This window comes from Pseudomonas sp. ADAK2 TE3594 (assembly GCF_053628675.1).
This window is the reverse complement of the sequence record NZ_JBRJGV010000001.1, coordinates 2285314-2298056: the sequence shown is the minus strand read 5'-3', so window position 1 is coordinate 2298056 and position 12743 is coordinate 2285314. Positions and strand designations below refer to the sequence as shown.

The 12743-nt window shown below is 58.8% G+C and carries 13 protein-coding genes; 9 read left to right on the top strand and 4 right to left on the bottom strand.

Features of this window, described 5'->3' with window-relative positions:
• Positions 1-8 precede the first annotated feature (8 nt).
• Positions 9-1010 (top strand): FecR family protein, encoded by a 1002-nt coding sequence (locus tag AB7M22_RS10475; protein ID WP_454186208.1) that lies wholly within the window; start codon positions 9-11, stop codon positions 1008-1010.
• A gap of 54 nt (positions 1011-1064) precedes the next feature.
• On the opposite strand, the gene pvdQ is transcribed toward AB7M22_RS10475, so the two are convergent.
• Positions 1065-3410: a bifunctional acylase PvdQ gene (gene pvdQ, locus AB7M22_RS10470; protein ID WP_454186207.1), complete on the bottom strand. Its 2346-nt coding sequence runs from the start codon at positions 3408-3410 to the stop codon at positions 1065-1067.
• A gap of 224 nt (positions 3411-3634) precedes the next feature.
• On the opposite strand from pvdQ, the gene AB7M22_RS10465 reads away from it, so the two are divergent.
• Positions 3635-4036, top strand: coding sequence for a fe2+ zn2+ uptake regulation protein (locus tag AB7M22_RS10465; protein WP_454186206.1), 402 nt, complete (start codon positions 3635-3637; stop codon positions 4034-4036).
• On the opposite strand, the gene AB7M22_RS10460 is transcribed toward AB7M22_RS10465, so the two are convergent.
• Entirely contained in the window at positions 4026-4214 is a 189-nt protein-coding gene (locus tag AB7M22_RS10460) for a hypothetical protein (protein ID WP_007901365.1), read from the bottom strand. The genes AB7M22_RS10465 and AB7M22_RS10460 overlap by 11 nt on opposite strands.
• 157 nt (positions 4215-4371) lie before the next feature.
• Here AB7M22_RS10460 and AB7M22_RS10455 point away from each other — a divergent pair, with 157 nt between their 5' ends.
• On the top strand, positions 4372-4509 hold the full coding sequence (locus tag AB7M22_RS10455) for a hypothetical protein (RefSeq protein ID WP_008155215.1): 138 nt from the start codon (positions 4372-4374) through the stop codon (positions 4507-4509).
• A 12-nt stretch (positions 4510-4521) separates the two neighbouring features.
• Here AB7M22_RS10455 and AB7M22_RS10450 read toward each other — a convergent pair whose 3' ends face one another.
• The gene (locus AB7M22_RS10450) at positions 4522-5445 is read right to left on the bottom strand and encodes a LysR family transcriptional regulator (protein ID WP_454186205.1); all 924 of its coding nucleotides are present in this window, start codon (positions 5443-5445) and stop codon (positions 4522-4524) included.
• 118 nt (positions 5446-5563) lie between these two features.
• Between AB7M22_RS10450 and AB7M22_RS10445 the strand changes: the two genes are divergently transcribed.
• Positions 5564-6559, top strand: a complete 996-nt coding sequence (locus tag AB7M22_RS10445) for an aldo/keto reductase (protein WP_454186204.1) — start codon at positions 5564-5566, stop codon at positions 6557-6559.
• Positions 6560-6608: 49 nt separating this feature from the next.
• On the opposite strand, the gene AB7M22_RS10440 is transcribed toward AB7M22_RS10445, so the two are convergent.
• A complete protein-coding gene (locus tag AB7M22_RS10440; protein WP_454186203.1) occupies positions 6609-7139 on the bottom strand; it encodes a hypothetical protein in 531 nt (176 codons plus the stop codon).
• 443 nt (positions 7140-7582) lie between these two features.
• Between AB7M22_RS10440 and AB7M22_RS10435 the strand changes: the two genes are divergently transcribed.
• The 5 genes from AB7M22_RS10435 (at position 7583) to glgA (ending at position 12742) form a co-directional block, all read left to right on the top strand.
• Complete coding sequence (locus AB7M22_RS10435) at positions 7583-8029, top strand: DUF411 domain-containing protein (protein ID WP_007901350.1); 447 nt, start codon at positions 7583-7585, stop codon at positions 8027-8029.
• A complete protein-coding gene (locus AB7M22_RS10430) occupies positions 8029-8463 on the top strand; it encodes a YqaA family protein (RefSeq protein WP_454186202.1) in 435 nt (144 codons plus the stop codon). Before AB7M22_RS10435 ends, AB7M22_RS10430 begins: the two co-directional genes overlap by 1 nt.
• A gap of 85 nt (positions 8464-8548) precedes the next feature.
• Positions 8549-9592: an alpha/beta fold hydrolase gene (locus tag AB7M22_RS10425; protein WP_454186201.1), complete on the top strand. Its 1044-nt coding sequence runs from the start codon at positions 8549-8551 to the stop codon at positions 9590-9592.
• 13 nt (positions 9593-9605) lie between these two features.
• The gene (locus AB7M22_RS10420; protein WP_454186200.1) at positions 9606-10559 is read left to right on the top strand and encodes a D-2-hydroxyacid dehydrogenase family protein; all 954 of its coding nucleotides are present in this window, start codon (positions 9606-9608) and stop codon (positions 10557-10559) included.
• Between the two features lie 596 nt (positions 10560-11155).
• Entirely contained in the window at positions 11156-12742 is a 1587-nt protein-coding gene (gene glgA, locus AB7M22_RS10415) for a glycogen synthase GlgA (protein WP_454186199.1), read from the top strand.
• Position 12743 lies beyond the last annotated feature (1 nt).

Genomic DNA, 12743 nt, shown 5'->3' with positions numbered 1-12743 from the left:
ATGAGTCAATGACCGACCACTCTCTCTCGCAAGCCCAATACGACGCCATCACCGATGCCGCTGCGCACTGGTGCATGCGTCTGCATGCCATCGACTGCACGGCCGAAGAACGCCTGGCGTTCGAGCAATGGCGTGATGCTCATCCTCTGCACGCCTTCGAGTACGAAGCCATGCTGGAGATCTGGGATGTGGCTGGGGATTTGCCACGTGCCGAATCCCCCGCGCCGGCTGTTCGCATCAAACCGACAACGCCCTGGCGCACCTTCGGCATTGCCGCCACCGTCTGCGCCCTGGCATTGCCACTGGCGGCATACACCGGATGGAACCTGGGATGGCTGCCCAATGCCTATCAGCATTTCGAGGCGACCGACAACGTTCGTCAGGTCACGCTGAGTGACGGCAGTCAGGTGGAGTTGAACCTGGGCAGTGAACTGACGTTCAGCAATTACAAGGATCAGCGTCGTGTCACGCTGAAAAAAGGCGAAGCCTTCTTCAGCGTCAGTCACGACCTGCAGCACCCATTCATTGTCAGGGCGGCCGACGGCAGGATTCGCGTCACCGGAACCCAGTTCAACGTGTGGATGTATGAAAACCAGGTACGCGTGAACCTGATCGAAGGTTCCGTGCTGGTGACCAGCAACGATGCCCTGCCCGGCGAGGGTTCACGTCTCGAACCTGCCATGCAGGCGCGTTACCGGCACGGCGACTTCGCACCACAAATCAGCCAGACCTCTGCCAACGACCATTCGCTGGCCTGGCGCAGCGGCAAACTGGTGCTCGATGATCTGACGCTGACCGATGCCCTGCCCTTGATCAATCGTTATTTGAACAAGCCTGTCATGATCGCCGACCACAGTACCGGCTCGATTCGCCTCGGCGGTATCTACAACATCAAAGAGCTCAACAACCTGGTGGCTTCGCTACCCAAGGTGCTGCCGGTCTACCTGACCCGCAACAAGGACGGTAGTCCGGTCCTCAATTCAATTCCGCAACAAGTCCCAAAAAGCTGAAGGCCGCCACCCTTGCGGGGTGCGGCCTTCATGTTTCATTCGAACCTATCGCTATTACTGCGCGGCGATCTTCCCTGCTTTTTCATCCTGCTCGCGAATCGTCTGAGCCTGGTACTGCGGATCGGACGTGATCTGCTGCTCGGTAAACGGCAACACACTCAGCTGCTTCTTCGAAAAGGCCAGTGTCTGGTCCCGGGAATACTTCGACGCCGGATCGCTGGACAACGAGAAAGCCAGCAAGCCCTGAGCCTGCGGCCCCTTGTCATCGAAAGTCACCACCTGCAAATAGCTGGTGCCACTGACGACTTCGCGCTTGCCGTCGGTTCTCGGCACGCTTTGGATCGCGTTATACACACCCAGCGTGCCCGGCCCGCCATGGATCGGCGTTTGCTGCCCGCCACTGCTGACCACCTGGATATCGCCCCAGCGGCTATCGGCCTTCAGGCCAAGGGTTCTTACCTGCTCGACCGAGGCCAGCATTGCCGCCCGAATTGCTTTGGCGACGTCTGGCCGTTCAATTGCCAGGCCACGCGGTGTGTGCTGCGGATCCTTTGGGTCGAACGCCACACGCCAGATGTCAGAGATCTGCTGTAACGGCCCCATGACATTTTGAAAATGCACAAAGCCCAGTCCGCTGTCCAGATTCACCCGGCGATCCCACGCCTTGAGGCTGGCACACAGCGGCGCAAGCGTCGGCGCATCGGTGCCCAGATCCGCGGCGCAGAATTGCAGCAGGTCCGGCATCACTTGCGTCGCCTGATACACCTGATCGTCCATCACCATGTGTTGCAGATCTGCCGCAGCGACAGGACCGGCCTTGCTCAAGGTGCCCAGACGCTCCAGGGCGAAGCGCGAACGCAGCCCCAATGGCTGATTGTCCTGACTGATCAATGGCGAGAAACCGGTGAGCGGTTGTGCCGGGTTGGCCATCCAGGCCGAATCATTGGAGTGCTGCACAAAGTCTTTACGCAGCAGTTGCGGCAGTTTATCTGCTGCGTAAATACCTTTTTGCGCAGCGTTCGGGTCAATGTCCCAGGCGCAGGCGCTGTTGGAACCGTCGAGCAGGATCATCTGTAATCCGGCCCGCGGATCGCTGCACTTGGCCAGTTTGTCGGCATTGACGTTCGGCACCACCGACAGGTTCATGTAAAGCGTCTGCCCTTGATCGTCTACCGCCAGGGTGTTGACCCATGGAATCCCCTGAATTTTGTGCACCGATGCCTGCAATTCAGTGAGGTTGGCGGCACGGTTCATCGCATACCACTGCTGCAAGACCCGGTCGTTATCCAGGTTGGCATCGCGCAGGCTGTAGGCGAACTGGTTGTTCCAGTCCAGCTTGCCGGGCCATTGCACAATCGGGCCGAATTGCGAGCTGTAGACCACATGGGAAATCTGCCGGGTCTGGCCATCGGCTTGCTTCACGTTCACCGCCAGCGTCTGCTTTTTCATCGGCAATGACTTGCCATCCAGCAGGTAACGGGTCGGATCCTTGGGATCGAGTTGCAGACGATACAGCGTGAAGTGCTTGGACGAATCCACCGTGTGGGTCCACGCCAGGTGCTGGTTGAAACCAATATTGATCATGGGCAGGCCGGGCAACGCGGCGCCCATGACATCCAGTTTGCCAGGAATGGTCAGGTGCATCTGATAGAAACGCATCCCACCGACCCAGGGAAAGTGCGGATTGGCCAGCAACATCCCACGACCGTTGAACGAGCGCTCGCTGCCGACCGCCACGGCGTTGCTGCCGCGATCCAGAGCGAAGCGTTGCATGCGTGAAGCCGCCAGCTGGAACGACACCGGTTCGCCCGCCACATGCGCGACGGTTTTCGGCGGGGTAGCGCCGGCCAATGCTTCGGCAAACTGCCCCACGCCGCCTTCGACCAACAGACGTCGGGTCAACTTGACCAGGTCCTGCGCGGTAATCGCGCGCACCCATTCTCCCTGGCATTGCTGCGGCACCCCCTGCGCTCGACGCTCTGTCAGCGAACGGTTGTAACCCGCCACATAACCTTCGATGAGCTCGCGGACTTCAGGCGTTTGCGCCTGCCAGAAAGTGGCGACTGCCTGCGGCGTATTCAGCCAGTTGAAAAACAGATCGCTGGCCAGGTTCCCGCGCTCTTCGACGGTGGACTGGTCCGGGCCAAAATACCGTGAGCGCTCGCCATTGACGGTGACAATCTCATTGGCCAGCAAGCACAGATTGTCCTGAGCATAGGCATAGCCAATGCCATAGCCGAGCCCACGCTCGTTGTCGGCACGAATATGCGGCAAGCCGAAACTGGTTCGACGAATCTCGGCCGTCGCCTGCTCTGGCTGGCTGCGCGCGTTTGCCGCAAGACTCAGCCCCATAAACACACCCGCAAGGCTCAACCTGGTTAACTGCCTGGAAATAATCACGCTCGCTCCTGATCGAAAAGACGTATGACACGCAATGCGCCTCCCCTTAAAACGAAGCAAACAGCAAAAATTTAGGGCGACCCCACGCCCGGCTCACGGGCCGCTGACGTAATGGCGACAAATTTTCTACATGCGGGTCTTCATTATTTGCCTGGCTCGTTCGTCTAATTGATTGAGAGCACCCATCACATTTTCCTGATCAGGCTCTGAAAAGGAGTTTTTGCATGTACAACCCGCAACTGCCAACGGACGGTAGCCATGCGCCAAAGGCCAGCCCCCTGGGCTCCGGCGTTTTCAATCAACAAGCCGAACGCCACGGCAACGAACGGATCAGGTTTTTGCTCAAGAGTTTTGGCCTGCGTACCAGCCTGATTCGTCTGAAAGTCATCGACGCCTTGCTGACCGCCGCCGAAAGCGACCGCAGCCTGGGGGTGCGTGGCGTGCACAGTCACCTGCTGGACCTGGACATTCCCCTGTCCTTTCTCAGTGTCCGTGAAGTGTTGAAACGCTTGTGCGGTGAAGGTGTGATCACCCTCAATCCGGACAAAAGCTACAGCCTGCATCCACAGGCCGCCGCCGTCCTTTACAGCGAGCAACCCGGCCAGGGGGCGTCGCTCAAGGCTTGACCTTGCGACGCATCACGCCATTGATCACCACCACGAGCACCGCCACGCCAATGGCGATGTACTGGAACAGCTGCTCTGTGATGATCCCAGCGTTTTGCAGCCAGGAAAGGCCGAACATGATCCCCAGTACCACCAGGGAGATTAGAATCGAGTATTTCAAACGTTGCGACTGGGTCATTGCGGGTTCCTGAACCAAAAAAATGTATCCGATTTGTATCCGATTGCATACCAAGCCCGTACTGTTCTGCGGGAATGAGGGGCTGCAAACGGGGTCTCATGTTACAGCCGATGAAGAGTTTTGACTTCATTGCGGCGATAACTATGAGGATTTTGAAATGTTCCGTCGAATCACACTGCTGATTCCCCTGCTCGCGCTCCTGACCCTGAGTGGCTGCATCGTTTTCCCCCACGGCGGCTGGCACGGCGGCCACCATTATGACCGTGGCGGCCCCGGTTATTATCAACATCGATAATAGGGAAGTCGCTCAGGCGCTTGAGTCTTTTTTGTAAAAACCATTAGCCGACTGCGCACAGAGTTCCACCATCCAGTCGACGAACACCCGCACCCGTCGGGACAACTGGCGATGAGGAGGATAGAGCGCCGTCAGCGGCATACCCGGTGGCGGCACGTCCCTCAGGACCTCGATCAAACGCCCCTCATCCAGTTGGCGGGCAACGTGATAATACGGGGTCTGGACCAAGCCATATCCCGCCTCACACGCCGCCAGATAGCCATCGGCGCTATTGACCGAGACGTGCTTGGGCAGATCGATCAACCGTAGCTGGCCATCGAGTACAAATTCCAGTCCGTAGCGTTTGCCGGTGTTGGAAAAGTATTCCACCATCTGGTGCCCCTTCAGATCCTCCAGACACAGCGGAGTCCCGCAACGCTGCAAGTATTCCGGGCTCGCACAGGTGACCTGGTCCATCACGCCCAGCGGCCGTGCCACCAGTGAGTCGTCCAGGGTTGAGCCACCCCGCAACACGCAATCGATACCTTCGCGGATCAGATCCACAGGCCGGTCATTCAAACCGATTTCCAGTTCGATCAATGGGTACCGGGCAGTGAATTGCGGCAATGCCGGGATCACAATCAAACGCCCCACTCCCGCCGGCATATCCACTCGCAGCAAACCTTTGGGATTGTGGCGAGCAGCGGAAAACACCGCTTCGGTCTCTTCCAGATCCGCCAGCAACCGCACGCAACGCGGGTAATAGGCCGCGCCATCAAGCGTCAGGCTGATCTGCCGGGTGGTGCGCTGCAGCAGTTGCACGCCCAGATGTGTCTCGAGTTGCTTGATCAGAATGGTCACGGAGGCGCGAGGCATTTGCAGGCTGTCCGCCGCTTTGGCAAAGCCGCCCAGTTCGACGATTCGGGTGAACACGCGCATGGCGTTGAAACGGTCCATTGCTTTGGCTTACCGGCTGATTATTTAGAAATTGCGAACAGTGATAGCAGTTTTAGCCGGTTTATCTCGTTTCTGTCGAGGTCAACAATAGGATTTCAATTCACAGGGAGCTGATTTCATGCAAACACGTCAACTGGGCAAAAACGGTCCGCAGGTGAGCGCGATCGGTCTGGGCTGCATGGGCATGACCGATTTCTACACCACAGGCGTGGACACCCGCGAAGCCACCGCCACTTTGCACCGCGCGCTGGAGTTGGGGATCAATCTGCTCGACACGGCGGACATGTACGGTCCGCATACCAATGAAGAGTTGATCGGCAAGGCCATTGTCGGCAAGCGTGAGCAAGTGTTTCTGGCGAGCAAGTTCGGCATTGTCCGCGCCCCATCCAACCCCGGTGCACGGGGCGTCAACGGGCGACCGGAATACATTCGCAAATCCATCGACGGCACCCTCAAGCGCCTTGGCGTGGAGACCCTGGATTTGTATTACCAGCACCGCATCGATCCGCAGGTGGCCATCGAGGAAACCGTCGGCGCCATGGCAGAACTGGTGAAGACCGGCAAGGTGCGTTACCTGGGATTGAGTGAAGCCTCGGTCGCCACGCTGGAACGAGCGAACAAGGTTCATCCGATCAGCGCACTGCAAAGTGAATATTCGCTATGGAGCCGCGATCAGGAGGAGAACGGTTGCCTGGCCGCGTGCCGGCGACTGGGCGTTGCCTTTGTACCTTACAGCCCATTGGGTCGGGGCTTTTTGACCGGTGCACTGAAAAGCCCGGATGATTTCGCAGCCGATGACTACCGTCGCTTCAGTCCACGTTTTCAAGGGGAAAACTTCGCAAAAAACCTGTTGCTGGTGCAGCAGGTTCAGGCCCTGGCCGCCGACAAGGGTGTGACGGCGGGCCAACTGGCGTTGGCATGGGTCTTGGCCCAAGGGGATTATCTGATCCCGATTCCAGGCACCAAACAGCGTAAATACCTGGAAGAAAATGTGGCCGCGCTGGACGTGAAACTGAGCCGCGAAGAATTGCAGGCGCTGGAAGCGATATTCCCGGCCCATGCCACGGCAGGCCTGCGTTATCCGGAAGAAGTCATGAAGTTGCTTGACCGATAGCAGCTGCCCGGCCCGTCCGATAGTTCGAGCGGGCCAGCGCGGCCAAACATCACGCCTTGGCGTTAACGCCCTTGTCATTAGGTACCGTCGTACCGTTGCCCTTGCCGTAAGCTCGCAAGTTCTGCAGTACGTAGATCGCCGTCTTGTATTCCGGGATCAGGCCAACGGCGTACCTGTCACCCTTGATGCTGTTGTTCTGGATGGTGTCCAGTTGCGTGGCGAAATACTCCAGCGCATTGAATTTCGCATCCGGGTCTTTCTGTACGCCAAACCGGTCAAACTTGTCACCGGCATTAAGCAAGGTCATCGAAGTAATATCGGAAATCAGGCCTTTGCCTCTCAAGAAGGCACTGAGATTGCCCAGTTGCTTGGCGGAGACATTTTCCGGGTCGAAGCCCTTGATGTTTCTGTGCAGTTTCTGTTCATCCATTTTCGCCGTATTCAGCGCATTGGGATTGTCCCCCACCAGTGCCAGCATCTGCTTGACCCTGGCGCTGTGGGTGACAGGTTTGCCGCTGCCAGTGTCCTTGACCAGTAAACCTGCCTTGCTTGTCCAGGCACCTGTATAGCCGATGGTCATGACCGGGCTCCCGACTGTGTGACGGGATGCCGATCATCCAAAACACACAGACGTCCTTGTGAGGCGACCATAAAAGTTCCTTGTTTAACCGAGTTAAGTGCGGGCGAGTATCGATGTGTGCTCTAACGTCACCAACAAATATTTCCATTTTTTACAATTCTTATACATTTACGATACATACCAAAAAGCGCCTGCTTTCATTGGTCTACATGGACTTTTCGATATTGGCGCAGATTAACTAGCCAAGCCTTTATGTACGCCTTGGTTAGTTTGTTTGTATTGAGGGTGTCGGGTAAATCAACTTGCTGGCGCTCAAGGTACAGGCTGACCTCGCCACAGGGTTTACCCAACGCTGTATTACTTCGAAACAATCCCCTGTCTCTTTGTTGGGTAAATTGGTCAAAATGCATCTTTTTGGCCACAACCCGAGACGAGCCCCCCCCATGCGAACCCACCTGCGTCTGGCCGCCCTGAGCGCCCTCTTCATCTCTTCCCTGGCCCAGGCCGCCGACCTGATTCCCATCGAAGTTCACCGCGACGCCAATTGCGGCTGCTGCAAAAAATGGGTCAGTCATCTGGAAGCCAACGGTTTCAAAGTTGAAGACCATGTCGAAGCCGACATGAGCCAATTCAAGCAACAACACGGCGTGCCACCTCGCCTGGCGTCGTGCCACACCGGCCTTATCAATGGCAAATTCGTCGAAGGCCATGTACCTGCCGATCAAGTGCTGGCCTTGAGCAAGCGTGACGATCTGTTGGGAGTTGCCGCCCCCGGCATGCCCATGGGCTCGCCCGGCATGGAAATGGACGGCATGAGCGATGCCTACCAAGTGATCGGCCTGAAAAAGGACGGCACTGACGTGGTGGTGGCGGACTACCCCGCCCATTGATGTTCGGCGCATACATCGGGCTGTTTCTCGCGGCCTTTGGTGCCGCGACGCTGCTGCCACTGCAATCCGAAGCGGTGCTGGTGGGGTTGTTGCTCAGCAACCCGTATAGGCTCTGGTCGCTGCTGACGGTGGCAACGCTGGGCAATGTGCTGGGCTCGCTGCTGAACTGGTGGCTGGGGCGTGGCATCGAGCGGTTTCGCGACCGGCGCTGGTTTCCGGTCAGCCCCCGCCATCTCGAGCAAGCCCAAAAGCACTATCAGCGTTACGGTCATTGGTCGTTGTTGCTTAGTTGGGTACCGATCATCGGCGATCCACTGACGCTGGTGGCGGGTGTCATGCGCGAGCCACTGGGGCGTTTCCTGATGATCGTGACACTCGCCAAGGGCGCCCGCTACGGTGTGTTGGCCCTGGCTACGCTGGGATGGATGGGTTGAACGACAAAGAACAGCCATGGCCTGTGTTTAATGTCACCCTAATCATGCCGATCCAGCATCGGCAGATTTCCTGTGGAGCTCACCCATGTCGCGCCTTTTCTCCCGCTGGTTACCGGGTCTGCTGCTGACGGCGGCACTACCGGTTCTCGCCCAAACCCAGGACCATACCCAGGCCGAAACACCGGAATACGGTCCGCAACTTCAGGGCTTCGAGTACCCCTACACGGTCAAGCATTTCGCTTTTGAGTCCCAGGGCAAATCCCTGCAGATGGGTTACATGGACATTGCCGCCCAAGGCAAGGTCAATGGACGCAGCGTGGTGCTGATGCATGGCAAGAATTTCTGCGGCGCGACCTGGGACAGCTCGATCAAGGCGCTGAGCGAGGCCGGTTACCGGGTCATCGCCCCGGACCAGATCGGCTTCTGCACCTCCAGCAAACCCGACCACTATCAATACAGTTTCCAGCAACTGGCGAGCAACACCCAGCAACTGCTCAAGACCCTGGGCATCCAGAAAGCCACCCTGCTCGGGCACTCCACCGGCGGCATGCTCGCCACCCGCTATGCGTTGCAATACCCCGATCAAGTCGAACAACTGGCGCTGGTCAACCCCATCGGCCTGGAAGACTGGAAAGCCCTCGGCGTGCCGTACCGCACGGTCGATCAATGGTACGAACGCGAGCTCAAGCTCAGCGCCGACGGCATCCGCAGCTATGAACGCAACACTTATTACGGTGGCCGCTGGAAACCCGAGTTCGACCGCTGGGTAGACATGCTCGCCGGCCTGAACAAAGGACCGGGGCATACGCAAGTCGCGTGGAACTCGGCGCTGATCTACGACATGATCTTTACCCAACCGGTGTACTACGAGTTCAAGGACCTGAAGGTGCCGACGCTGTTACTGATCGGCACCTCCGACACCACGGCCATCGGCAGCGACATTGCACCGCCCGAGGTCAAGGCCAGGCTCGGTCACTACGAAGTGCTCGGCAAGCAAGTGGCGAAACTGATTCCCCAGTCGACACTGGTTGAATTCCCCGGCATGGGCCACGCGCCGCAGATGGAGGAACCGGCCAAATTCCATCAGGCATTACTCGACTGGCTAAACAAAACCAATCCCGTTCGTTGATGAGGTAAGGCTGATGGCGGTGCAGATTGCAGTGATCGATGACTGGCAGGACGTGGCTCGCGGTGTGGTGGACTGGTCGGTGCTGGACAGCATCGGTCAGCTGAGTTTTATCCATGACTACCCGGCCGACAACGAAACCCTGGCCGAACGGCTCGGCGCATTCGAGGTGATCTGCGTGATGCGCGAGCGCACCCGGTTCGACGAAGACCTGCTGCGCCGCTTGCCCGCACTCAAGCTGCTGGTCACCGGCGGCATGCGCAACGCCGCCCTGGACCTGAAAGCCGCCGCCGCGCTGGGCATCCGGGTCTGCGGCACCGACAGCTACAAACACGCCGCTCCGGAACTGACCTGGGCGCTGATCATGGCCGCGACCCGCAACCTGGTGGCCGAAGCCAACGCCTTGCGCGCAGGTCAGTGGCAACAAGGGTTGGGCGGCGACCTGCAGGGCAAGACCTTGGCGATCCTCGGCCTGGGCAGCATCGGTCAACGGGTAGCCCGGTTCGGGCAGGTGTTCGGCATGCGGGTGATTGCCTGGAGCGAAAACCTGACCGCCGAACGGGCTGCTGAAGTCGACGTCACCTATGTCAGCAAGCAGGAACTGTTCGAGCAGGCCGATGTGCTGTCGGTCCATCTGGTGCTCAGCGAGCGCAGCCGAGGGCTGGTGGACGCTCAGGCACTGGACTGGATGAAACCCACGGCATGGCTGATCAACACCGCCCGCGGGCCGATTGTCGATGAGTCGGCGTTGATCAAGGCGCTGCAGAAACAACGCCTGGCGGGCGCTGCGCTGGACGTGTTCGAGCACGAGCCGTTGCCCCGCCATCATCCTTTCAGAACGCTGGACAACGTGCTGGCCACGCCTCATGTCGGGTATGTCAGCCGGCAGAATTACCAACTGTTTTTTTCGCAGATGATCGAAGATATTCAAGCCTGGGCGGCGGGAGCGCCGATTCGGATTCTGAACTAGGACCGCGTTATCGTTCATCGCGGGCAAGCCTCGCTCCCACAGGTTTGGCGTCGTGCTCATTGCCGGCGTCCGACACAAATCCTGTGGGAGCGGGCTTGCCCGCGAAGAGGCCCTCAAACCACTACATCTCCCCTAAACCCTGCGCACCGTAATGGTGCAACCCACATCCCGTCACGCCCGATTATCGTGACCTCCCGGTCCCGATTTGACCCACACCCAAAAACAAACCTGCCCTTCGTCGGTGCGCCTCCCCCCAAAGCCCTCATGTTTGTACTCTCTCTTAACCGATTGTCGAACAATTTCGCAGTTGACCGGCCCCGCTCTAAGTTCTGGCCTAGACTGATTTTCGCGGAGTAAAACCGGCTGGTCATTCGGTGAAAAAAATCGAAACTTTTGGTACTGGCCTCGGGTCAGGTTAAGAGTAGGGCCACAGCGACTGGTGCATTCCTTGCAACAGCCACTTCACCCATTCTGCTTCAGCGCATGGGCAGCACTTGCTCACCGATGCGTAGCGCGTTTGCGCCCGGCCACAGGATTTGGCCACGAACACCGTTTGTGCCAGACCTAGAATTAGATCAACAACACGGGAGATTCATATGATCAGTGCGGCTTTAGATATCCAGGGAGAACGTGCTCATCAGCAGGTCGGGGAAACGAGCACCGTCGGTGTCCTCAATGCCAAATCGGTCAAAGCGCCGACCCCCAAGACGCTGGCACCGGTAGCCAGCCAGAATCCCAACAAGAAGAAAGTCCTGTTCGTCACCTCGGAGATTGCCGACCTGGTAAAAACCGGAGGTCTTGGCGACGTTTCCGCCGCACTGCCGCGGGCCATGGCGCATCTGCACGATGTCCGCGTGCTGATCCCCGGTTATCCGCAAGTGATGAACAGCGAAAACCCGATTCATATCATCGGCGAACTGGGCGGGCACGCAGCGTTGCCGCCCTGCAAGATCGGGCGCATGGACATGCCCGACGGCCTGGTCATTTACGTATTGATCTGCCCTGAATTGTACGAGCGCGAGGGTTTGCCCTACGGCGCCAACAACGGCCGCGACTGGCCGGACAACCACATTCGTTTCGCCCGGCTGGGCCTCGCGGCAGCCGATATCGCCGCCAACCTCGCCCAAATTCACTGGTGCCCGGACCTGGTGCACGCCCACGACTGGCCCGCTGGCCTGGCACCGGCCTATATGCACTGGCGTGGCCAACGCACCCCGACCCTGTTCACTATCCACAACCTGGCGTACCAGGGTGTCACCAGCCTCGGCTCGTGCCCGGAACTCGGTATTCCCCTGCATGCCTTGCAACAGGAAGGCATGGAATTTTACGGCAAGATGTCGTTCCTCAAGGCCGGCATGGCCTACTCGAGCCACATCACCACCGTCAGCGCCACCTATGCACAGGAAATCACCACGCCAGCCTTCGGCTGCGGCCTCGACGGTTTTCTCGCCGCCAAGACCCAGCAAGGCCTGCTCAGCGGGATTCCCAATGGCATCGATGAGAGCTGGGACGCAGCGACCGATCCGCACCTGTTCCACCCGTTCGGCATCGGCGACTGGGACGGCAAAGCGGTCAACGCCGCGCACGTTCGCCGGCTGTTCGACCTCGACGACTCCGAGGGTCCGCTGTTTGCCGTAGTCTCGCGGCTGGTCTACCAGAAAGGCCTGGACCTCACCGAAGCCGTCGCCGAATACATTGTCGCCAATGGCGGGCAGATCGCGATCATCGGCCGTGGCGAACCGGAAGAAGAACAGGCCATGCGTGAACTGGCGTTGCGCTTCCCCGGGCAAATCGGCGTGCACATCGGCTTCAATGAAACCGACGCCCGCCGGATGTTCGCCGGCAGTGATTTCCTGCTGATGCCTTCGCGTTACGAACCCTGCGGCCTGAGCCAGATGTACGCCCAGCGCTTCGGTTCATTGCCGGTGGCCCGCAATACCGGCGGCCTGGCCGACACCATCGAAAACGGCGTGACCGGTTTCCTCTTCGACGAATCCACCGTGGAGAGTTATCGCGAAGCCCTGAGCCGCGCGTTCAAGGTGTTCGCCTTCCCTGGTCTGCTCAACGCCATGCGTTGCCGAGCCATGGCGGCGCCTTTCAACTGGTGCAAGGCAGTCGAACCCTACGCCGAACTCTACGAACAACTGGTGGCTAAAGCGCTGGGAAAATCGGGCAAACAGTAAG

What these genes read in the sequence shown, in the direction of transcription:
- AB7M22_RS10475 (WP_454186208.1), top strand. Translation starts at nt 9, where the DNA reads ATGACCGACCACTCTCTCTCGCAAGCCCAATACGACGCCATCACCGAT.
- AB7M22_RS10465 (WP_454186206.1), top strand. Translation starts at nt 3,635, where the DNA reads ATGTACAACCCGCAACTGCCAACGGACGGTAGCCATGCGCCAAAGGCC.
- AB7M22_RS10460 (WP_007901365.1), bottom strand. Translation starts at nt 4,214, where the DNA reads ATGACCCAGTCGCAACGTTTGAAATACTCGATTCTAATCTCCCTGGTG.
- AB7M22_RS10455 (WP_008155215.1), top strand. Translation starts at nt 4,372, where the DNA reads ATGTTCCGTCGAATCACACTGCTGATTCCCCTGCTCGCGCTCCTGACC.
- AB7M22_RS10450 (WP_454186205.1), bottom strand. Translation starts at nt 5,445, where the DNA reads ATGGACCGTTTCAACGCCATGCGCGTGTTCACCCGAATCGTCGAACTG.
- AB7M22_RS10445 (WP_454186204.1), top strand. Translation starts at nt 5,564, where the DNA reads ATGCAAACACGTCAACTGGGCAAAAACGGTCCGCAGGTGAGCGCGATC.
- AB7M22_RS10440 (WP_454186203.1), bottom strand. Translation starts at nt 7,139, where the DNA reads ATGACCATCGGCTATACAGGTGCCTGGACAAGCAAGGCAGGTTTACTG.
- AB7M22_RS10435 (WP_007901350.1), top strand. Translation starts at nt 7,583, where the DNA reads ATGCGAACCCACCTGCGTCTGGCCGCCCTGAGCGCCCTCTTCATCTCT.
- AB7M22_RS10430 (WP_454186202.1), top strand. Translation starts at nt 8,029, where the DNA reads ATGTTCGGCGCATACATCGGGCTGTTTCTCGCGGCCTTTGGTGCCGCG.
- AB7M22_RS10425 (WP_454186201.1), top strand. Translation starts at nt 8,549, where the DNA reads ATGTCGCGCCTTTTCTCCCGCTGGTTACCGGGTCTGCTGCTGACGGCG.
- AB7M22_RS10420 (WP_454186200.1), top strand. Translation starts at nt 9,606, where the DNA reads ATGGCGGTGCAGATTGCAGTGATCGATGACTGGCAGGACGTGGCTCGC.
- glgA (WP_454186199.1), top strand. Translation starts at nt 11,156, where the DNA reads ATGATCAGTGCGGCTTTAGATATCCAGGGAGAACGTGCTCATCAGCAG.